The organism is Lebetimonas sp. JS138 (assembly GCF_000523335.1).
Classification (GTDB): domain Bacteria; phylum Campylobacterota; class Campylobacteria; order Campylobacterales; family Nautiliaceae; genus Lebetimonas.
In genome coordinates, this window is the sequence record NZ_ATHT01000001.1 from 405,091 (window position 1) to 427,429 (window position 22,339).

General features: G+C 31.5%; 22 protein-coding genes. 5 read left to right on the forward strand and 17 right to left on the reverse strand.

The features are described 5' to 3' along the window. Positions 1-12: 12 nt before the first annotated feature. Positions 13-2,619, forward strand: coding sequence for a DNA polymerase I (gene polA / locus DZ67_RS0102185; protein ID WP_024787060.1), 2,607 nt, complete (start codon positions 13-15; stop codon positions 2,617-2,619). After that, complete coding sequence (locus tag DZ67_RS0102190; protein WP_024787061.1) at positions 2,616-3,707, forward strand: hypothetical protein; 1,092 nt, start codon at positions 2,616-2,618, stop codon at positions 3,705-3,707. The genes polA and DZ67_RS0102190 overlap by 4 nt, the downstream gene beginning before the upstream one ends. Here the strand turns inward: DZ67_RS0102190 and DZ67_RS0102195 are convergent. The 5 genes from DZ67_RS0102195 to DZ67_RS0102225 form a co-directional block, all read right to left on the reverse strand. Further along, the gene (locus DZ67_RS0102195) at positions 3,679-4,185 is read right to left on the reverse strand and encodes a methyltransferase family protein (RefSeq protein WP_024787062.1); all 507 of its coding nucleotides are present in this window, start codon (positions 4,183-4,185) and stop codon (positions 3,679-3,681) included. The genes DZ67_RS0102190 and DZ67_RS0102195 overlap by 29 nt on opposite strands. After that, positions 4,182-5,654, reverse strand: a complete 1,473-nt coding sequence (gene rmuC / locus DZ67_RS09690; RefSeq protein ID WP_051428162.1) for a DNA recombination protein RmuC — start codon at positions 5,652-5,654, stop codon at positions 4,182-4,184. The genes DZ67_RS0102195 and rmuC overlap by 4 nt, the downstream gene beginning before the upstream one ends. A 9-nt stretch (positions 5,655-5,663) precedes the next feature. After that, the gene (locus tag DZ67_RS0102210; RefSeq protein WP_024787063.1) at positions 5,664-6,227 is read right to left on the reverse strand and encodes a M48 family metallopeptidase; all 564 of its coding nucleotides are present in this window, start codon (positions 6,225-6,227) and stop codon (positions 5,664-5,666) included. Next, positions 6,220-6,885: a 3-methyladenine DNA glycosylase gene (locus tag DZ67_RS0102215; RefSeq protein ID WP_024787064.1), complete on the reverse strand. Its 666-nt coding sequence runs from the start codon at positions 6,883-6,885 to the stop codon at positions 6,220-6,222. Before DZ67_RS0102215 ends, DZ67_RS0102210 begins: the two co-directional genes overlap by 8 nt. Before the next feature lie 217 nt (positions 6,886-7,102). After that, positions 7,103-7,924, reverse strand: a complete 822-nt coding sequence (locus tag DZ67_RS0102225) for a TIGR00282 family metallophosphoesterase (protein WP_024790652.1) — start codon at positions 7,922-7,924, stop codon at positions 7,103-7,105. Positions 7,925-7,964: 40 nt separating this feature from the next. Between DZ67_RS0102225 and DZ67_RS0102230 the strand changes: the two genes are divergently transcribed. From DZ67_RS0102230 to speA, 3 genes are all read left to right on the forward strand, one after another. Further along, complete coding sequence (locus tag DZ67_RS0102230; RefSeq protein ID WP_024787066.1) at positions 7,965-8,756, forward strand: hypothetical protein; 792 nt, start codon at positions 7,965-7,967, stop codon at positions 8,754-8,756. 26 nt (positions 8,757-8,782) lie between these two features. Beyond that, entirely contained in the window at positions 8,783-9,946 is a 1,164-nt protein-coding gene (gene hisS / locus DZ67_RS0102235) for a histidine--tRNA ligase (RefSeq protein WP_024791742.1), read from the forward strand. 115 nt (positions 9,947-10,061) lie between these two features. Beyond that, positions 10,062-11,888, forward strand: a complete 1,827-nt coding sequence (gene speA / locus DZ67_RS0102240; RefSeq protein WP_024791743.1) for a biosynthetic arginine decarboxylase — start codon at positions 10,062-10,064, stop codon at positions 11,886-11,888. On the opposite strand, the gene DZ67_RS0102245 is transcribed toward speA, so the two are convergent. From DZ67_RS0102245 to DZ67_RS0102305, 12 genes are all read right to left on the reverse strand, one after another. After that, on the reverse strand, positions 11,885-12,409 hold the full coding sequence (locus DZ67_RS0102245; RefSeq protein ID WP_024787068.1) for a chemotaxis protein CheW: 525 nt from the start codon (positions 12,407-12,409) through the stop codon (positions 11,885-11,887). The genes speA and DZ67_RS0102245 overlap by 4 nt on opposite strands. Before the next feature lie 9 nt (positions 12,410-12,418). Then, positions 12,419-14,767 carry a hybrid sensor histidine kinase/response regulator gene (locus DZ67_RS0102250; protein ID WP_024787069.1) on the reverse strand — a complete coding sequence of 783 codons (2,349 nt, stop codon included), beginning with the start codon at positions 14,765-14,767 and terminating at the stop codon, positions 12,419-12,421. A gap of 2 nt (positions 14,768-14,769) precedes the next feature. Continuing rightward, positions 14,770-15,723 carry a chemotaxis protein gene (locus tag DZ67_RS0102255; protein ID WP_024787070.1) on the reverse strand — a complete coding sequence of 318 codons (954 nt, stop codon included), beginning with the start codon at positions 15,721-15,723 and terminating at the stop codon, positions 14,770-14,772. Further along, a complete protein-coding gene (locus DZ67_RS0102260) occupies positions 15,713-16,381 on the reverse strand; it encodes a UDP-2,3-diacylglucosamine diphosphatase (RefSeq protein WP_024787071.1) in 669 nt (222 codons plus the stop codon). The genes DZ67_RS0102255 and DZ67_RS0102260 overlap by 11 nt, the downstream gene beginning before the upstream one ends. Before the next feature lie 26 nt (positions 16,382-16,407). Further along, a complete protein-coding gene (argC, locus tag DZ67_RS0102265) occupies positions 16,408-17,385 on the reverse strand; it encodes an N-acetyl-gamma-glutamyl-phosphate reductase (protein ID WP_024791744.1) in 978 nt (325 codons plus the stop codon). After that, complete coding sequence (locus DZ67_RS0102270; RefSeq protein ID WP_024787073.1) at positions 17,378-17,746, reverse strand: HepT-like ribonuclease domain-containing protein; 369 nt, start codon at positions 17,744-17,746, stop codon at positions 17,378-17,380. Before DZ67_RS0102270 ends, argC begins: the two co-directional genes overlap by 8 nt. Then, positions 17,739-18,038, reverse strand: coding sequence for a nucleotidyltransferase family protein (locus DZ67_RS0102275; protein WP_024787074.1), 300 nt, complete (start codon positions 18,036-18,038; stop codon positions 17,739-17,741). The genes DZ67_RS0102270 and DZ67_RS0102275 overlap by 8 nt, the downstream gene beginning before the upstream one ends. Positions 18,039-18,053: 15 nt before the next feature. Further along, positions 18,054-18,482: a dUTP diphosphatase gene (gene dut / locus DZ67_RS0102280; RefSeq protein WP_024791745.1), complete on the reverse strand. Its 429-nt coding sequence runs from the start codon at positions 18,480-18,482 to the stop codon at positions 18,054-18,056. A 33-nt stretch (positions 18,483-18,515) separates the two neighbouring features. Next, complete coding sequence (gene greA / locus DZ67_RS0102285) at positions 18,516-19,001, reverse strand: transcription elongation factor GreA (RefSeq protein WP_024787076.1); 486 nt, start codon at positions 18,999-19,001, stop codon at positions 18,516-18,518. A 32-nt stretch (positions 19,002-19,033) separates the two neighbouring features. Continuing rightward, positions 19,034-20,065 carry a lipid-A-disaccharide synthase gene (gene lpxB / locus DZ67_RS0102290; RefSeq protein ID WP_024791746.1) on the reverse strand — a complete coding sequence of 344 codons (1,032 nt, stop codon included), beginning with the start codon at positions 20,063-20,065 and terminating at the stop codon, positions 19,034-19,036. Beyond that, positions 20,040-20,198, reverse strand: a complete 159-nt coding sequence (locus tag DZ67_RS10540; RefSeq protein ID WP_156919563.1) for a hypothetical protein — start codon at positions 20,196-20,198, stop codon at positions 20,040-20,042. Before DZ67_RS10540 ends, lpxB begins: the two co-directional genes overlap by 26 nt. A 148-nt stretch (positions 20,199-20,346) precedes the next feature. Next, a complete protein-coding gene (locus tag DZ67_RS0102305) occupies positions 20,347-22,320 on the reverse strand; it encodes a RecB-like helicase (RefSeq protein ID WP_024791747.1) in 1,974 nt (657 codons plus the stop codon). Positions 22,321-22,339: the final 19 nt, after the last annotated feature.

Sequence of the window (22,339 nt, forward strand, 5' to 3'; positions counted from 1 at the left end):
AAAAGGCAATTTATGACCACACTTACAATTATTGACACATTCGGATTTTTATTTAGAAATTTTTACGCCCTGCCTCCGCTTAAAAGCAAAAAAGGCATTCCTACAGGAATGATTACAGGATTTATGAATTTTATAGCAAGCCTCGGGCGTGATTTTCCAACCGATTATGTGGTATTTACACTCGATTCAAAAGAAAAAGAAACTTTTAGAAAAGAACTTTATAAAGATTATAAGGCAAACCGTCCGGAAGCACCTGAGGAACTTAAAGCCCAGCTTCCGATTGCCATAGATTTAATTAAGGAAATGGGTTTTAAGATGATAGAAAAACCCGGATTTGAAAGTGACGATTTAATTGCAAGCTTAGCCAAAACAGCAGCTAAAAACGGGATAAAAGTAAAAATAGTAAGCCATGATAAGGATATGTATCAGTTGATTGACGATGATAAAATAGTGATTTTTGACCCAATTAAAAAAACAGAAATAAACGAAGTTGAATGTTTTAAAAAATTCGGGGTTTATCCAAAAGATTTTAAAGATTTTCAGGCATTAGTCGGAGATTCAAGCGATAATGTCCCCGGAGTCAGAGGAATAGGAGTAAAAACAGCCTCAAAACTCATAAACGAATATCATACGCTTGAAAATATATACGCCTATATTGATGAAATAAAAGGGGCTGTAAAAAAAAGACTCCTTGATGGAAAAGAGAGTGCATTTTTAAGTAGAAAGCTTGTAACCTTAAAAACAGATTTGTTTGAAAATATAAATTTAGAAGAATTTAAATACCCTGAAATAAACCCTGTTTTGAAAGTGGCCGACAAACTTATAGATCTTGATATTCAAAGCATAGTGGACAGAGTAAAAAAAGACGGCCTTTTTGTTAAAACTAAAGCACCCGAGATAAAAAGAATTGAATTTAACGCCGTTTTAATAGAAAATGAAAAAGAGCTCTTTGAGATGATTGATTCAATTAAAGATGAAATTGTGGCATTCGATACAGAAACCGATTCTCTTGAAAATCCCAATATAGTCGGATTCAGTTTTGCCTTTAGGGAAAATGAGGCCTATTATGTGCCTGTGAATCATAATTATCTTGGGGTTACCAAACAGATACCCGAAAATAAAGCAATTGAAGCGATTAAAAAATTATTATCCAAAAAAATAATAGGGCACAATTTAAAATTTGATTTTAAAATGTTGAGAAAATACGGAATTGACACCCCCGCCCCGTTTGCCGACACAATGATTCTTGCCTGGATAATTGACCCCGATTCTCCGGTAGGGCTTGACAGTGTTGCGAAAAGATATCTTGAGCATACAAATATAAAATTTAAGGAAGTTGTGGGAAAAAATCAAAATTTCTCAAATATAGACATCCAAAGTGCCTGCAAATATGCCGCCGAAGATGCTTTTATAACATTAAAACTGTATCATAAACTAAAAGAAAAATTATGGAAAGAAGTTAAATGGGATTTGGAAGAAATTGAGTGGCAATTTATAAATTTGTTAATTGATATGGAAAACGAGGGGATAAAACTTGATATAGAATATATGAATAAACTCCAGAAAAAAATAACCGAAAAATTAGACTCCCTTACCAAAGAGATTTATTCTCTTGCGGGAAGCGAATTTAATATAAAAAGTCCTAAACAGCTTGGATACATACTTTTTGAAACCTTGAAACTTCCTGCAAAAAGAAAAACAAAAACCGGATTTTCCACCGATGAAAAAGTGTTAAAATCATTAAAATCCGCTCATCCTATAATAGAAAAACTGCTTGAATACAGAAAATTTGACAAATTACTTTCAACATATATAATACCGCTGAGCGAGCATGCAAAAAAAGACAAATTCCATAAAATTTACACCAATTTTCTTCAGACAGGAACATCCACGGGAAGACTTTCAAGCAAAAATCCAAATCTTCAAAACATCCCGACATCAACCGAAATAAACATAAGAAACGCTTTTTATACAGATAAGCTTTTTGTAAGCCTTGATTATTCCCAAATTGAACTTAGACTCCTTGCACATTTCAGTGAAGATTCTTCAATGATAAAAGCTTTTTTGGAAAATGCCGACATACACCAGAAAACAGCCGATATTATAGGAACCACAAGAAGTATTGCAAAATCTATAAATTTCGGTCTAATCTACGGAATGGGGCCTAAAAAGCTCAGTGAAACCATAAATGTTTCCATAAAAGAGGCAAAAGAATTTATAGAAAAATATTTTTCATCATTCCCTACAGTAAAAGATTTTCTGGAAAAAATCAAAATAAATGCAAGGGATAATGGATTCGTGGAAACACTTTTTAAAAGAAGAAGATTTTTCGATTTTGCAAGTGCAAACGCGCGGACATTGGCAATGTTTGAAAGAGAAGCGGTTAATACAATTTTTCAGGGAAGTGCGGCAGATATTATTAAAAAAGCAATGCTTGATATTAAAAATTTTAACCCAAGTGCAAAAATGATTCTTCAAATCCACGACGAACTTATTTTTGAAATAGAAGATGAAAGTGAAGCCGAAGAATATAAAAAAATAATGGAAAATGTTGTAAAACTAAAAGTACCTTTAAAAGTAGGAATTAGTTTTGGAAAAAGGTGGGGGGAGCTTAAATGAATGTAAAATGGATAATGAAAAATGGGAAATTAATATTTTTACTGTTTTTAATATTTTTTACCGCTTGTAGCGAAAAGCAGATAAATATTTATGCAGTTGCAAAACCCAATGAAATACAAAACGAAAAAATAAGATTTATAAAAATAGATAAAATTCAAAATGACAAAACAGACCTTAAAGACAAAATTATTCAAAAAATAAAAGTTGTTAATAATATAAAACCAGACTATTTTCATATAAATCCAACAAATTACAAATCTGTTTTGAGCGGAACAGAAAAAATAAACAAAAATGATATTTTTTATTACAAAAAAGTAAAAATAATCTATAAAAACAACAGATGTAAAGTAACCCTTTATCCCTGTAGGGAAATAGGAGGCAGATTTTTCTGCAACTATTCAAACCCGATTCATTATTCTTTAAAAAATTTTAAAAATATCAGAAAAAACAGCTATCAAAACGGTAATTATATTTTAATTAATAACTTTATTTATAAAGAACGGATATATTGTAAATCTGAATTTACCACAATAAAATGCGAAAAAAAAGAAATTACTCTTAAAACCAAATTAAACATAAAAGATAAAAACAGTAATTTACTTTTTTCAAAAACCTATAAAAAATTATCAATAGACGACGCGTGTCAAAATATAAAAGAAATTTACCCAAATGAAACAAAAGAATATAAAGCATATTTAGATTTTAATCAAAAAGCCATCACCCTTGCATATGATACAGCCTCTAATTTTATAGAAGATATAGCCCCCCATTATATTACTTTCAGTGCAAAATTATTTGACAATGCGGATATAAGTATGAAACATTTTGATAAAAAAACATTTGAAAATATTATAGATACAATAAACAAAAACCCGTCCGAAACAAAAAATTTATTAAATAAAATGCAAAAACTTTCAATTAAATACCCAAAAAGCTGTGTTATAAAATACGATTTGGCCGTTATGTATTTGAAAATAAAAAATTTCAAAAAAGCAAAAAATTTATTAATAAATCTAAATAATTGCAATGAAGATATTCAAAAAGAAAGGGATAGATTATTCAATATTTTACAAAAGGTTTATTTCTGATAACCTCAATCCCCATTTTCAAGCACTTAAGTGAAAATCTAAATGGAGGTGTTTTTGCAATATATTTGCAATAATTTTCGCCAAATTTTTTAATAGCTTCGCTCTCTTCCACAAACAAAATAAACATAGCCCCTAAAAATACAAGCCAGCCTGAAAATAAAATAGCAATTAATTTAGAGCTTAAAAAAGCAACTCCTACCATCAAAAACATATTTCCGAACTGCCCGGGATGTCTCATACAGCTGAAAATTCCAATATTAACAAATTTATCCGGAGGGGAAAATTTTTCTGATTTTTCCTTATGCCCGTAAAGTTTTAGTGTTCTTCCTGCAATCGAATTTAAGACAACGGCATAAATTATAAACAAAACCCCTAAAATTTCTAAAAACAGATTTTTTTCAATTAATCTCGGGGCAAAAAAGCAAACTCCTAAATCGGCTAAAAACAAAACTATCCAGTATGTAAATCTTTTTTTCATTTTTCACTTTCTATTTTTGCAATTTCAACATAATCTTTCGGCAACTCTTTTTTAGGTTTAATCCCCGCTTTGTCTTTTAATCTGCTGATTTGTGAAATTACATTTCCCCTTCCGGTAATCAGTTTGTTTTTTGCGCTTTCAAAAGATTTGCCGGCTTTGTCTATTGAGTCTCCCACTTTTTCAAAATCTTCTATAAAACCTCTTATTTTATCGTATAAGTTTTCGGCAGATTTAACAACTTCGGCAATGTTTTTTGCCTGTTTTTCGTATCTCCAGGAAACTTCAATACTTCTAAGAGCAGCCAAAAGGGTAGTAGGAGATGTTAAAATTATCCTTTTTTTAAATGCATATTCAAATAAACCCGGCTCATTTTCAAGTGCCAGCATCAAAGCCCCTTCAATCGGTACAAACATTAAAATAAAATCAAGTGAATTATGATTTAGGGATTCATATTTTTTTTCGGCCAGTGTGTCAATGTGTCTTTTTACCGAAATCAGATGATTTTTAAGCGCTTCTTCTTTTCCCCCAACATATTCGTCATATGCATTTAAAGAGACTTTTGAATCTATTATGACAATTCTTTCATTTGGAAGATATACTACCACATCCGGTCTTAATATTTTATTTCCGTCTTTAAACACCACTTCCCTTTTAAACTCTTCCCCTTCCCTTAAACCGCTCATTTCAAGTATTCTCTCAAGCACAACCTCACCCCAGTTTCCAACCTTTTTAACATCCCCTTTTAAGGCTTTTGTCAGATTATTTGCATCCTGGCTTAGCTGCTGGTTTAATTCTTTCAAATTCTTAAGTTCATTAAAAAGTGAAGATATGTTTTTAATTTCACTTTCATACAGTTTATTTACTCTTTCTTTAAAATCTTTTAAATTATTGTTAAGAGGATTTAATATATTTTCAAAATTTTTAATACCGTCGTTTGAAAGTTTTTTGGCATTTTCTTCTAAAATTTTATTTGCAACATTTTCAAAAGCCGTTTTTAACTCTTCTTCGCTTTTTTTGATAATTGAGAGTTTTTCTTCGTAAGCTTTTTGCTCTTCATTTAGCTTTGTCTGAAGTTCTTTTATTAACGCTTTGTCTTTTTGGTTTTCTTTCAAAAGAGCGTCATATTTTTCTTTTATCTCTTCCAAAAACGAAAGTTTTTCACTGAAAGCCGATTTTTCTTCAGAAAGTCTGTTTTTTTCGTTTCTTAATTTTTCATATTCTGTTTTTAGATTTTCATATTCTTTTATTTTTTCTTCTAAATTTTCAATCTCTTTTTGCATAACGGCTGCCTGAGCCATATGATTTTGAAAATTCTCTTTTGTTTGTCCGTATATTTTATTCAATTCTTCAAACTCGGCTTTGACTTTTTCATTTTCCGATTTTGTTTTATTCATCACATAATACATAAAGCCTATAGCCACAAAAGCTAAAACAACAATTAAAATAACAATTAAATAAATTTCTTTCATCCCGTCTCCTTAAATTATTTTTTCAAATTTTCTCAAATTTTTACGTCTGATTTTGACGCCCGGCAGATACTTTTCAACCAAAGTCCAAAAATTCCTGCCGTGATTTTTATGTTTAATATGGGCTAGTTCATGCACAACAACATATTCAATCAGCTCTATAGGAAGTTTTGCAAGAAAATAATTAAAACTGACGGAATTTTTATAACTGCAGCTTCCCCATCTTGTTTTATTGAATCTAAAAGATATTTTAGCAGGATGCAGATTCATTTTATTAGCATACTTATAAACAATCGGCAAAATAACTTCAGGCAGTTTATTTTTATAGATTTCTTTTTCGTCAATTCCGTTTTTTATATATTTTTTTCCAAAAAGATAATAATAATTCACATTTTTTTGTTTTTCAATTATGTGGTCAATATGCTTTAAAATGGACTTTTTTACAAAATCATTTGACACAAATCTGTTTGCACTAACCTCCACATGAGAATCATAAATTCTTAAATAAATATGCTTTATAGGCTTTTTTATTATTTTATATTTTATTTCAACCCCGTTAAAAAAAAGTTTATCCATTTTTCATAAACTCCACTATTTTACCATGAAACCTTGCATAACACAAATTCAAATCGTTTTCATAAATTTCAGCCAATTTACCCCAGTTTTCTTCCACTCCCCGCTCAAACCACTCTTTCATATCATCATAACTTTCAAACTCAAAGCCTTTTTTCTTAAGGAGTCTTTTTGTGTATGCATCCATAACCATAGTTTCTTTGAAACAGGCATAGCATAATATACTGTCAGCCGTTTCGAATCCTATTCCTTTTTGGCTTAAAAGCCACTCACGGGTTACATTTTCTTTAAAATTTTCAAAATCACCAAAATCTCTTAAAATATTTCTTGAAAGTGCTATCAGTCTTTTTGCTTTTTGATTGTAAAATCCGGCAGATTTAATAAGCTCAGCCAAATAAGAAGGCTCAAAACTTGCCACTTCTTCAATTCTCCATTCTCCATCACGGCCGCTTGAAAAGCGGCCAGATGAGCAAAGCTCACTTTTCATTTTTAACTGATTTAACGCTTTTTCAACATTCTCCCATTTAGTATTTTGCGTTAAAACCGCCCCTACCACCACTTCAAAAGTACCTACATTAGGCCACCAGTATTTTGGCTTATTTTTTAACAGCTCTTTTTTTCTAAGTTCTTCTAACAGTTCATATGAATTGCTAAATTCCATCTCTCCTCCATTTTCCACCATGGCCGCTTTTCAAGCAGCCAGGTGAGCTTAATTCGCTTTGCTCATTTTCGCTCATTTTTCACTTTTCACTTTTCATCATGGCCGCTTTTCAAGCAGCCAGATGAGCTTAATTCGCTTTACTCATTTGCGCTCATTTTTCACTTTTCACTTGAAACTTGGCTACTTGGAACTTGGCAACTTGTCAACTCCCAACTCACTACTCACAACTCACAACTCCCAACTCACTACTCACTACTTTCGCTTCCTGCGTTACAATAAGTTCTCCATCATCAAAAGCTTTATATTTTTTGGCTGAAATCGATTTTTTAGCATCCGTATTAATAACAACCGCCTGAAAAATTGTTTTGCATTTCTTAGGCACGTCAAAATTATGCTTAAGCCCTGTGAGAGAGTTCATAATAGGGGCGTTTTCTTTTATGCCTATTACATTATCCCTGCATCCGCTAAGCCCTATATCCGTTAAATAACAAGTCCCATCATTTATTTGTAAATCATCGGTTCCTATATGTGTATGGGTTCCGATAATCGCTCCAACTTTTCCTTTTAGCAGATGAAAAAGAGTTCTTTTTTCAGCAGTGGCTTCTGCATGAAAATCTATAAAAACAAATTTTTCTTCTTTTAAATTATCTACAAAATTTTTAATCTCAATAAAAGGGTTTTTTCCGTAAGGCATCGTAAAATTCCCCATAGCACTTATGACAATTATATTTTCATCTTCATAATACCATCTGCCCGGTGCTTCAAAATAATTAAGCGGCCTTAGGATTTTTTCTTCACTAAGAAGTGTAAGTGCATCTTTTTTCTTATCAAACGTATGGTTTCCGCCCGTGAAAACATCAATACCTGCTTTTTTCATCTCTTCATATGTTTTAACTGTAATTCCAAATCCATGGGTAATATTTTCATAATTTCCTATTACATAGTCAATATTTTCTGTTTCTTTTATAAGCGGCAGATATTTTTTTACCGTTTTTCTGCCCGGCTTTCCCACAATATCACCTATAAAAAGTATATTCATTTATCACCTTTGATATAATTTGATTATGAAAAAGTTTATATTGTTTGTAATTATAGTCAATTTATTCGCCGGCAGTATCAATGACACTAATTCAACCCATAAAATAATAGTAGGCTATAAAAAAAATTTTATTGACAAAATAAATTATTTTGTACCGGACTTTTTAAAAATTTCAACGGAGACATCATTTGTAAATATAAGAATTTATGAAGATACATTAACTCAAAAAACACCTTCGGCTTCTGTGGGTATAAATATTAAACTGCCCGAATTTTTTGTAAAAAAAATTAAAACAAAAAATAAAAATGTAAACAATGCCAAAAAAAAAGAGTATTCGTCAATCATTTTTAAATTAAGGCCGTTTATAAGAATAAAAAAACACAGAATTTTTTTCTTTCAAAACATAATCGAATATAAAAAAACTTATTTAAACAATGAATTTGGAATATCAAATAAAATAAATTATTATCCGTTTGAAAATTATTGGGAAGAAAATATCAATTTTGCCTATTTCAAATATTTAAAAAACATTTTTGGAGCCAATTTAAATATTTCTACAGATAAAGAAAATTTCCCGACAAAATATTATTCTTTAAATTTTTCTGTTTCTAATTTCAAAAGAAAATTTATCTCTTCTTATGGATATGAAATCGGGGGAAGCACTGATAATAATCCTTTTATTTATTATCATAAGTTATTTATAAATTTCAGAAAAACACTTTTTAATAAAAAATATATATATCTGGAATTAATGCCTTATTTTTTAATTTCAAAAGATTATGACTTCAAATTAAAACCGGCTGTTTCTTCATCTATAAATATAAAATTTTAGATAAAATTTCAATAAAAAGGCTATTGATGATTAAAGCTCTAAGAGGCATGAAAGATATTATCGAAGATAAAAGATTTTTAAAAATTTACGACACAGCAAGAGAAGTCGCCGAAAGTTACGGATACGGATATATAGAAACGCCTATTTTGGAAGAAACCGGACTTTTTAAAAGAAGTGTCGGGGAAAGCAGTGATATTGTAAACAAAGAAATGTACGAGTTTAAAGACAGGGGCGGAAATGATGTATGTCTCCGTCCCGAAGGCACCGCAGGGGTTGTAAGAAGTTTTATCGAGCATAAATTTGACAGAGTGCAAACTCCTAAAAGATTTTGGTATTTCGGCCCTATGTTTAGATACGAAAGGCCCCAAAAAGGAAGACTCAGAGAATTTCACCAGTTCGGAATCGAAAGTTTCGGAGAATCAAGCGTATATGAAGATGTTTTAATAATCGCCGTTGCAGCCGATATTTTTAAAAAATTAAACATCGATTTTACATTAAAAATAAATTCTCTTGGCTGTGAAAAATGCATGCCTGAATATAAAAACAAATTAGTTTCATTTCTTGAAAAAAACAAAGACAAATTATGCGAAGACTGCCAAAGAAGAATAAACCAAAATCCGATTCGTACACTTGATTGTAAAAACTCTTCATGCCAGACGATTTTAAAAAACGCTCCGAAAATTACAGACAATCTGTGCGAAAACTGTTTGAGTGATTTTGAAAAATTAAAAGAAGGGCTAAACGCTTTAAAAATACCTTTTGAAATAGATAAACACTTAGTAAGAGGTCTTGATTATTACACAAAAACAACATTTGAATTTATAAGTAATAAAATAGGAGCTCAAAGTGCAATTTGCGGCGGCGGAAGATATGACAGACTGGTTGAAATGCTTGGAGGAAAACCGACTCCCGGTGTCGGATTTGCGATAGGAATTGAAAGAATTATGGATTTGATTTATATAAACAGCGAAAGAAACGGTATCTATATGGGTGCATTAATTCAGGAGGCTCTCCCTTTTATATTAAAAAAAGCAAACGAACTTAGAAGAGAAGAAAAAGTATTTGCAGAAGTTAAAATAAAATCACTTAAAGCGCATTTAAAAGCTGCGGATAAAGGAAACTATAAAAAAGCCCTGATTGTGGGGGAAGACGAATTAAAAAGCGGAAAATTTTTTGAAAAAGAACTATAAAATAGTGAGTAGTGAGTTGTGAGCCTGCCCGGCCGTTTGAAAAACGGCGGGGTGGTTAGTGGTGAGTAGTCAAGTTGCCAAGTAAACTTTTAACTTTTAATTAAAAGGATTTTTTATGGATTACGGCCTAAATATTTGGGGTGAAAATAATTTTTTTATAGACAATGACAGACTGAGAATAAATTATGCAAACCAGCCGGCACTTATTGATATAGTAAAAAACCTTGAAGCTCAGGGTATAAAAGGCCCTATTTTACTTCGTTTTCCGCATTTAATAAGAAAACAGATAAATTCACTTTACCAAAATTTCAATCAGGCCATAAAAGAATTTGATTACAAAGGTGAATTTAAAGCTGTATTTCCCCTAAAAGTCAATCAGTTTCCTACATTTGTAAAACCTTTAATTAAAATAGCCAAAAATTATAATTACGGCCTTGAAGCCGGAAGTAAGGCGGAGCTTATTCTGGCAATGACTTACAATAATAAAAATTATCCCATTACCATAAACGGTTTTAAAGACAGAGAAATGATACGACTTGCGTTTATTGCCGGATTTATGGGTTATAACGTAACTATTACCATAGAAGGACTTAACGAGCTCAATTCCATTTTGGAAGTAAGCCGTGAATATAAAAAAGTACCGGTATTTATAGGAATCAGAATAAGGCTTCATACAAGCGGAGTGGGAATATGGGCAAAATCAGGGGGATATGAATCAAAATTCGGGCTTAATTCCACTGAAATTATTGAAGCTGTTGAAATATTAAAAAAAGAAAATCTTATCGACAAAATTAAAATGATTCATTTTCATATAGGAAGCCAGATAAATGACATAGGACCCCTTAAAAAGGCAATAAGGGAAGCCGGAAATATTTATGCAGACCTCAGAAAAATGGGCTCAGTTAATTTAAGCGCCATTAATATAGGCGGAGGTTTGGCAATAGAATATTCCCAGTGGGAACATAAAAGGGACAGAAACTATTCCATCAGGGAGTTCAGCAATGATGTTGTATATCTTTTAAAAGAAATTGCTTCTAAAAAAAATGTCCCTATGCCGGACATTTATACAGAAAGCGGCCGCTTTATCGCTTCCCCCTCAACTGTGCTTATAGCGCCTGTAATTGAACTTTTTTCCCAGGAGTATAATGAAAAAGCCCTTAGACTCAAAGAAAAAAATCCGGATTTGATTGAAGAACTTCTCGATTTATTCAAACTGATAAATGAAACTAATTATATAGAATATTTTCATGATGCACTTGATCATTTTGAAAGCCTCTTAACACTCTTTGATTTGGGAATAATAGATTTAACAGACAGAAGCAATGCGGAAATTCTGGTTAATTTAATAATAAAAAAAGCAATTGTTTTTGCGACATACAGGGGATTTAAAAATAAAGAATTAAAAGCGATAAATGAAAAAATACAGGAAAAATATTTAGCAAACTTTTCCATTTTTCAAAGCCTTCCCGATTTTTGGGGATTAAAACAGCGCTTTCCTTTAATGCCTATAACAAAACTTAATATAAATCCAAACAGAAGTGCCACAATTTGGGATATCACCTGCGACAGTGACGGTGAAATACCTTTTAATAAAAAAACGCCTCTTTATCTGCATGATGTAGATTTAAACAAAGAAAATTATTATCTTGCATTCTTTTTGGTTGGAGCTTATCAGGAAATTTTAGGAATGAAACATAATCTGTTCAGCTATACCAACGAAGCGGTTATAACTTTTGATGAAAACGGAAATTACAAAATAGATTTTCTTGAAAGAACTCAAAAAATAAGGGATATTTTAATAGATTTGGATTATGAAATAGATGAAATAGAGCATCTGTTAAAAAGCAAAATTAAAAAAAGCAGTTTAAACGGAGAAGAGCAAAAAGAACTTTTAGGAGAGCTTTTTATTTTATTAAACGATACGGTTTATTTAAAAGATTAACCGTTATTTCCCACTATTTCCTCTTTTTTTACTAAATTATCAACTTTTAATATTGTAACAATTCTTCCGTCATCCATTCTGCCGATACCTTCTATGATTTCATCATCATTTTCATAGGTGCTCGGAGGCGGCGCAATATTTTTTTTGGGAATTCTCAGGGCTGAGGTAAGCCTGTCTATTATAAAAGCGACATCTTCGTTTTTTATTTTCATTACAATAAATCTTGTGGCATCCGGATCTATTTCCGGCTCAGCGGCGGTATTGAATTTTATTCTCAAATCTATCAGAGGCAAAACATTGCCTCTTAAATTAAACACCCCTAAAACATAAGGGGGAGTAAAAGGGACTTTGGTCCATTCTATAGGTTTGATAATTTCCTGAATGGATAAAATAGGTACTGCAAATTCCTCTTCTCCAACTATAAATCCCACAACCTGAATATAATCATCCAATACATTTTTTTCTTCACCGCTTCCTAAAGCTTTTTTCTGCTGTTTTAATATTTCATTTAATCTGCCCATTTATTATCCTTATAATCCCAAATTTCTTCTGACTACATTTTGCAAATATTCCGGTGTGTACGGTTTGGTGATATATTCATTCATTCCCACCTCAACCCCTCTGACCCTGTCCGATTTTGTAGTTCTGCTTGTCACCGCTATTAAAGGCAGTTTTCTGTATTTATTGTATTTTCTGATTTCCTGAGCCAGTGTATATCCGTCCATTCTCGGCATTTCTATATCTATAAGCATAGCATCGATATCGTTTTTTTTGAGTTTTTCAAGAGCTTCCATACCGTCTTTGGCTTCTATAACCTGTACTCCGAGAGGCTCAAGTGATTGTTTCATTATTTTTCTGTCCATCGGTGAATCATCTATTATCATTACAACATAATCTTCGGGTTTTTCCTTTTTCTTTTTACTTTCTCCGATAGCCGCTGTGGCATTAACCCTGTTATGTGTTTCTTTTGCAAGTTTCATTAAACTGCCCACATCAAGAATCAATGTAACCTTGCCGTCACCTCTGATTGTCGCACCTGCAATTCCCGGAATTCCTTTTAAAAATTCCCCCAGTGATTTAATAACTATTTCTTCCTGGCCAATAAAACTGTCAACTATCAAACCTATTTTTGTCGCTCCAAGACCCAAAATTACCACATATAAATATTTATCCGGTTCAAGAACTTTTTCTATTTTAAAAACATCAGCCATATTAACAAGAGGCAGTATTTCATCTCGCAGTTTCAATACACTTTTTCCTTCAATTGTATAAATATCTTCTTCGACAATTCTAACGGTTTCGATTACATTTGAAAGAGGTACGGCGAAAAGCTCTTCCTGACTGGCTACCAGCAATGCCTGAATAATAGCAAGGGTTAGAGGAATTTTAAGTTTAAAGGTTGTGCCTTTACCTGGGATTGAATCCACTTCTATAATACCGTTTAATTTTTCAATATTTGTTTTTACAACATCCATTCCCACACCGCGGCCGGAAACTGATGTAACTTTAGCAGCAGTTGAAAAGCCGGGTTTAAAAATAAGCATAAACGCTTCTTTATCGCTCATATTTTCAGCTTCCTGGGAAGTAATAAGCCCTTTTTCTATAGCTTTTTGTTTTAAAGCATCAGGGTCCATTCCGGCACCGTCATCTTTTATTTCAATTACAATCATATTACCTTCGTTATATGCTTTAAGCCAAACTGTGCCTTCTTCGGGTTTTCCTTTTGCTTTTCTTTTTTCAGGCTCTTCAATTCCATGGTCAATGGAATTTCTAATCATATGCACCAGAGGGTCACCGATTTCTTCTATAATGGATTTATCAAGCTCTGTTTCTTCACCTTCAATAATTAACCTCACTTTTTTACCAAGCTCACGGGAAAGGTCTCTTACCAGGCGGGGAAATTTATTAAACACTTTTCCAATAGGAAGCATTCTTGTCTTCATAACTGCTATTTGTAAATCGGTTGTAACAATTGATATACTTGAGACCACTTGATTAAGTTCTTCTAAAAATTTTTCGCCTTCATATCTTTCTTCCACGTCGTTATAAATTTTAATAAGCCTGTTTTTTGCTAAAACAAGTTCTCCGATTAAATTCATAAGCTGGTCAAGCCTTTTTACATCAACTCTGATTGTCTGTTCGGCGGTAGAAATTTTTTTAATCTCTTTTTTCTTTGAAACTGAAGGTTTGGTTTCCTGTGGCTTTGCAGGTTTTGTTTCCTGTTTTTGAGCCGGAATATTTTTTTCCTCTTTTTTTTCTTCGGTTTTTTCTTCTTTATTTCCTTCAGAGTTTCTAAGTTTCACCAAATGCTCTAACACTGCGTCAAGCTCTTCCGGAGAGAGAGAATCCAAATCAAGTTCATCCGCATTTTCAAGTGTAATTTCGTCCAGATTAATATTACCTACAGCATTTCCTTCTTTTTTTTCATTTTTACCATTTTCACTGCTTTCACTACTTACATTTTCACTGTTTTCACCGCCTAAACTTTTTCCATTTGCAATTGCATCAAGTTTTTTAACCACTTCGTCAATATCTATTTCAGGTGAACTGTCATCCCCGTTGTCCCTTATATATTCAAGAATTGCTTTCATCAAATCAACTGATTCCAAAATAACATCCATAATATCCGGCGTTATCTTAAGTTCCCCTTTTCTCGCCTTATCAAGAACAGCTTCCATATGATGGGTTAAATGAGCCAGTTTTTCAAAATTTAAAAAACCGCTGCTTCCTTTAATGGTATGGGCAACCCTGAATATTTTATTAAGTAAATCCAAATCATCCGGATTATTTTCAAGCTCAATCAAATCCTGGTCCATCTCTTCTATCATTTCGAAAGCTTCTATTAAAAAATCTTCCAATAATTCCTGAATATCATCCATTTTTATTCCTTATTTGAATTTTTAAGCACATCTGCTATAGATTTATAAAATTTACTCGGATCGAATTTGACAAGATAGCCTTCAGCACCGACGGCTTTCCCCCTCTCGTCTGAAAATGCGTCCGAAATTGAAGAAGAGAATATTAAAGGGATATTTTTAAATCTTGAATCGTTATGAATTTTAGCAGCCATATGATACCCGTCCATTTTCGGCATTTCAACATCACTTAAAATAAGTTTTAATTTTTCTTTTAAATTATCGCCGTATACAGAATAAAGCTCTTCTAATTTCTGAAGCCCTTCCTCACCGTTTTTAGCTTCAATAACATCAAATCCCATTTTTTCCAATGCTTCTTTTTCCATTTTTCTTGCGGTAAGAGAATCGTCTACTAAAAGCACAAGACCGGAAAATTTTTCTATTTTATCTGTTTCAAATTCCAGATTTGCTTCAAAAAGCCCCATTTCTTCAACAATGCTTTCCAAATCCAAAATAAGCATTATTTCACCGTTTTCAAGTTTTGTAATTCCTGTTATTTTACTTTTATCAAGTTTTCCCTGCCCGACTCCAAAACTTGCAGGTTCTATATCCGCCCATGAAATTCTTCTTATCCTTTTTGCATCATGAACAATAAAACCTATAAGCATATTGTTAAATTCAGCAATAATTACTCTTTTTTTTATAGGAGCTTCGTTTTCATTAGGCTCTTTTATCCCCATCCATTTGGCAAGATTGACTACAGGGACAACCACTCCCCTCAAATCAAAAATTCCCTCAACAAAATCTTCACTGCCGGGCAATTCGGTAAGTTCGGGCATTTTAATTATTTCTCTGACTTTAGCGACATTTATACCGTAAATTCCTTCATATATTTTACCGTCTGCATCTTTTTTAAACAGTCTGAAATCGACAAGCTCCAGTTCGTTTGAGCCGGCTTTTAATATTTTGTCATCGGCCATAATTTAATTCCTTAAATGTTATTTTGTTATCTAATTGTATTATATTATATTTTCCGCTGCAAAAAAAAGACGGAAGAATCTTTATTGAAGAGATACTTTTGGAAATATGATAATGCCCTATGATTATATAATCATATTTTTTAGCAATATTTAAATTTAAATCTATTTTTTGACATTTTATTTTCTTATTCAAAAATTTTTTAAACAGCCAGTTATTTATAAAATTAAAACTCAGTATATGAATCAAATTAAGCGTTATTTTATTTCTTATTATCATTGAATACAATTTATAAAAAAAGCTTTCGTTATCCAAATCCCCGTGAGATAAATAAACAGATTTTTCAATGTCTGTAAACGCATCTGCAAAAGTAACCGCGGGGAAAAATTCATCAATACAAAAATCGTGATTTCCGTAGATATAATAAACTTCTGTTTTTTTAGATAATTTATTAATAAGTTCAATCGCTTCTTGATTGTATTTTTTTAAATATTCAAAAGGCAAAAGAAGATGAAAAATATCCCCCATAAAAAAAACCTGAGGAGGATTTTTTTTAACTAAAAAATTTAAAAAATTTAAAAAGCTCTTATCACCTTTTTTATAATGCGAATCGGCTATAAAAACAGCTCCGTTTTTTATATCAATCTCTTTTATTCTCACTACTCACCACTCACTACTCACTATATTTATGGTACATAGGCTATTTTGGGAAGCGCCGTGTTTTCAGGCAAATCAAAAAGCAGATTTGCATTTGCAACAGCCTGGGAAGAGGCTCCTCTTAATAAATTGTCAATTACACTGTTGATAAAAAGCATATTTTTGTTTTTCATGGCAAAAATATCGCAAAAATGGGTTCCAGCCACATTTTTTATTTCCACCGGGTTGTTTCTTACTCTTATAAATTCTTCATTTTTATAAACTTCATTTAAAACTTCCATCGGGTCGATATCTTTTTTCAGTTTGGCATAAATACTGATTTGCATACCCCTTGTAATAGGCAAAAGCTGAGGCACAAATGTTACATTAAGGCCGGTTTTTTCAGCTATTTCTATACTGTGGCGGTGTTTAACCGGATTATAAGCGAAAAAATTTTCATTGTCTTTTACAAAATGGGTTGTAGATTTTAGCCCTTTTCCAGCCCCGCTGACCCCGCTTTTAGCATCTACAAACACATCTTTTTCAATATAATCCAAAAACGGATAAAGCCCCAGAATGGTTGCTGTGGGATAACATCCCGGATTTGCCACAAGAGACACTTTTTTTATGTATTCCCTGAAAATTTCCGGAAGCCCGTATGCCGCATTTTCCAAATGAACAGGGTCTATATGAGAGCAGTAATATTCTTCGTAATTTTTCTGATTCAGTCTGTAATCGGCAGAAAAATCCACAATTTTTGTATATCCATAAATTTTTTTAACTATTGCCATAGCGGTTTTGTGGGGCACAGCCAAAAATACCAAATCAAATGTCTTTAATTTTTCAGTGTTAAGTTTTTCAATTTCAGCCTCAAACACACCTTTTAAAGCAGGATAAATATTTTCTATCCTATCTCCCCCTTCGCTTCCGAAAAGTCCCTTCAACTGAAAATGGGGATGATTAAGTAAAATTTTTATAAGTTCAATTCCTGTATATCCGCTCGCCCCTACAATAGCCGTTTTAATCATTTAGTTCCTTTAATTTTCTTATTAACTTTTCAAGTTCAGCTAATTTATTAGCACATATTTCATAAATTATTTCTGAATCAACATCAATATAATGATGTGAAAGTATTTCTCTTGTTCTAATAATTTTTGACCAATATTTTTTATCATTTACTTTTAATAACAGCTTATCATTTTTTTTATAAATATTTTTAACTGCTTCTCCTATTGCTTGAAGTCTCATAGAAATACTGTCTAATCTCATTAAATTTTCTTCATTTTTTAAAAAATCATCACTACAAGAAATAGGCTGAAATCTAAATCTAATATGCCTAATACTCTCAAGAATAAAATCTAAAAGTTTATTTGTATCAGATTTATCCATAAATTACTTTCTTCTTAATATTTTCTAAAAATTTAGCGTTTTTATGAGGATAAACTATATCAATCTTTTTTTTGAAAAACTTTTCTAAAAACAAAAGAACTCCAGTTACATTATCAAAGTTTTTTTCTTCAAATTCAACATAAAAATCTATATCACTATCTTTTCTAAAATTTTCATTTGCAAAACTTCCAAAAATACCTATTTTTTTTACTGAATATTTCTTTCTTAAAACAGGTTTAATTTTATCAAGCTTTCTTAAAATATATTCTTTACTTAATTCCGCATTATCCATTATTCATTCTCCATTTTATTTTCCCGTGCTTCCAAATCCGCCACTGCCTCTTTTTGTATCATTTAAATCATCAACTTCAACTATTTTAGCCTGAACCACCGGTGCAACTACAGCCTGAGCAATTCTCTCACCTTTTTTTATTTTAAATTCTTCATCACTTAAATTTATAAGCAAAACTTTTATCTCTCCTCTGTAATCAGAATCGATGGTGCCAGGTGTATTTAAAACCGTAATTCCGTGCTTATACGCCAGCCCGCTCCTTGGTCTTATCTGTATTTCATAACCTTTTTCAATTTCAAATGCCAAGCCTGTGCCTATAAGTTTTCTCTCACCCGGTTTTATAATAACATCATCAGCAGAATGTAAATCAAACCCGGCTGCCTCTTCACTTTGATAATCCGGAATTATTGCTTCATCACTCAATTTCTTAACTTTTAAAACCATATTTTTCCCTCATTTTACATTTTCAATTTTTCATTAACTAAAGCAGATATCTTCATAACATATTTTATCTATTTCATATGCTTTAATTCCTCCCGGAAGATTAACTTCAACCTCATCCCCTACTTCTTTTCCTATTAATGCCTTTGCAAGCGGGGAATTATATGAAATCAGTCCTTTTTCAGGATTGGATTCAGGGCCTCCCACTATTGTATATTTTACCTCTTCGTCACTGTCCAGATCTATTAAATAAACAGTGCTTCCAAATGCCACTCTGTTGTGCGCATGTTCTTTAGGATCCACTACCACGGCCCTGCTTAAAATATCACTGAGTTCTGCTATTCTTCTTTCTATATGGGACTGTTTTTCTTTTGCCGCATGATATTCCGCATTTTCTTTCAAATCCCCAAGTTCTCTTGCCGCATCAATCTCTTTTGCAACTTCCGGTCTTGCAATTGTTTTTAAATAATCAAGTTCTTTTGCTAATTTTTCAAAACCGTATTTGGTCATAGGTTCTTTCATCTACACCCTTTTTAATAAAAATTATATCAAATTTATTCAGTTAATAATTCAACAACTCTCTTAGAACTGCCATATTTCAAAAGTTCCCTTAATTTTTTTGATTTTTTTTGAAATTCTTCTAAATTGCTCGTTTTATAATCTTTCAAAAGCTCATTAATATCAAATTTTTGAAGATATTCTTTATGAAACTCCCCTAAATTCTCTTTTTCAAAAATAATATTTGCTAAACCTACATAATTTAGTTTAACAAACATTTTTGCAATTAAATACTCAATCTCCCTTGCTTTATACATTAAAACAAAAGGAGTTCCGATTATTGCCGCTTCAAGGGTTGCAGTCCCTGAGCAGATATATGCAAAATCGCTTTTTAAAAGAGTTTCTTTTGCATTAAATTCAATCTGAAATTCATTTACATCACCGTAAATTTCTTTAATTTTATCTTTATAAACCGGATGAACCACCAAAATTTTGTTTTTATCAATTTTTTTGGCTAAATTTCTAAAAACCGGCATAAGCGATTTTATTTCACTTTTTCTGCTGCCAGGCAAAAAAGCCACATTTCCTTTTTCTTGATCGTCTCTGAATTCAGTTATTTCATCGAGTAAAGGATTTCCTACATATATACCACTTTTCCATATCTCACGCTCAAATGGAAAAATATAAGCCTTTTTATCCACAAATCTATTTACCTCTTTAATTCTTCCTTTTTTCCAGGCCCACACCTTTGGCAGAATATAATAAATTATCTCTTTAGAAGGATATTTTTTTTTAATTGACTTTGCAAGTCTAAGATTAAATGAAGGTGCATCGATTAGTAAAACCTTGTCTGCTTTTTCACTCATCTTTGTTAACTCTTCAATAGTATGTTTAGCCAATTTAATTTTAGGCAAAACATCAAAAAATCCCATTACATTGAATTCATTGCTGTCAATTACTGGCTCTCCCAAACTTTTATCAAAAACACCTTCAATTTTACACTTTTCATTTTTAACTTTACATTTTTTAAAAATTTCCTTTAAATGTAAATTTGCACTTGGCTCAATTGCGCTTGTCAGTATCTTCATCTTCAAATTCCACACTTGCCTGATTTATATTTTTACTTTTTACATTCTTTTTTTCATTTTTTGTATTTTCTTTTTTCTTTTCTATGACTTTTCCGTCAACCGTTTTTTTTCCAAAATATCTCGGCATACACATCAAAACTCCTTAATCAATATGGATGTTTTTTATTATTTAAATTTTACAACTTTAATTCTTTTTTACTAACTTGCACCGTTTTTATATTTTTCAATAGCTTTTATTATATCATCTTTACTTATTTTCTTAATTTTCCATTTTTCCTTTTTCATTTTCCATTTTTATCCACCTCCCTAAATTCCTGCTCATCTACATAAAAAAGATATCCTTTTGCTTTTTTGCCTGTAAGTTTTTCTACAACTTCCATATAATGTCTTACCTGATTTAAATAACCGTTTTCATCTTTTGGTTTTGTGGATTTATAATCGATAATAACATACCCGTCTTTTTTTTCTATAAGCAAATCTATCCTTCCAAGCTGTTTTTTATAAATAAAAGGAATTTCTTTTTTGCCGTCTTCAAGCTGCGGTTTTGATTTTTTATATAGTTTTTCAACTTCATCTATATCGCAAAAATCACCGTAAATATTATTTACCGCTTCAATATCACTGCATTCAAAAGAATAATGCAAAGCATTACCAAAAAATATAGCTTCATAATCGTTTGGTTTGTACTCTTCTTCATCTACTTTTAGTTCCTGTTTTCCGTAATTTTTTAAATTAATCCTCAGAGGTTTTATCTCATTTTGGTCTTTTTCATCATTTGAAGGAATAACTTCTCCTCTCACCTCTTTATTTAGTTCAGTTACAAATGCCGATTTTTCATTTTTTTTGAGAATTATTAATGAATTTTTAGCCCTTGTAAATGCCACATATTCCACATTTTTTTTATCTTCAAGAGTCAATCGGCTTTCTACGTTTTTTATTCTTTTATATTCATCATCAATATATTCCCTGTTTGCAATTTTAAGTTTAATATCTTTTAATTTCGCATTTTCGTAATAAAACAGAATATTGCTTCTGTCACTGTTTTCTTTTGATAGTCTGTCAAGCACTATTACATTGTCAAATTCAAGCCCTTTGCTTTTGTGAATAGTTATAACGGTAATCCCGTCAAATTCTTTATACGGAAGTTCGTCTTTATAATTATCAATCTCGCTCACAAAGTCTTCTAAAGTGTCATATTTCGAGGAGTGATATAAAAGTTTTAAACTTGCTTCATCTGTTAAATCATATTTATCAATAATTTTTTTTATCATTTTAATCGGCCTGTCTTTATCTATTTTTATCACTTCATCGCTGTATTTTTTTCCTATTAATGAGAGAAAATTTAATTTTTCTATTTTTTGGGTATTGTCATTTAGGTATTTCATAAGGGAAATTATTGCTTTTGCACTGGGTTGTGAAATTACTTTTGCTTTTTTTGCGGTAACTACTCTTTTACCTTTATCTTCTAAAAATTCAGATAAAGCTAAAATATCGTCATTTGTATATACGAGTACCGCTATATCTTTGTCCTTTACCCCGTTTTCATTTAAAAACTTTATTTTTTCATATACGCCCTCAAACGCATCTTCTTTAATTTCATCCACCTCCACATATCCCTTTTCATCCCTGTGGGCTTCTTCTTCCAAATTAAATTTGCTGTTTACAAAATCGACTATATTTTTTGCACTTCTGTAGTTTACTTTTAATTTTTCAACCTCAAGTTCGTTGGCTCTGTATCTTTTGGCAACCTCGCTAAAAAGCTCTTTTCTTCCGCCCCTAAACCTGTAAATGGCCTGTTTTATATCCCCCACATAAAAAAAACTTCTGTTTTCCGCTCTGCCAACCCCGCTTGCTATTTCATCCACAAGCGGCTCAAATATTTCCCACTGCGCTGTTGATGTATCCTGAAATTCATCCATTAATATATGGTTTATTTTTGAATCAAGCCTAAAATACAAAAAATCTTTATCAACGGGATTTTCCCTTAAAAGAAAATATACCAAATGTTCAATATCTTTAAATGAAAGAATGTTTTCCTCTTTTTTGATTTTGAATTTTAAATTTTTGTATTTCTCATAAAAATAAAACAGGTTTTTAAAAAATTCATACTCTTTAAAATCAAAATATTCTTTAAAAAATTGTTTTAATTTTATTAATACATCATCAAACCAAGGTTCATAACATTTCTTAAATCCTCTTACTTTTTCTAAACTTCCAATATCCAAAAAAGAAGGAATTGTTTTTACTTTTAACATTTCGTAAATATTTTTTCTA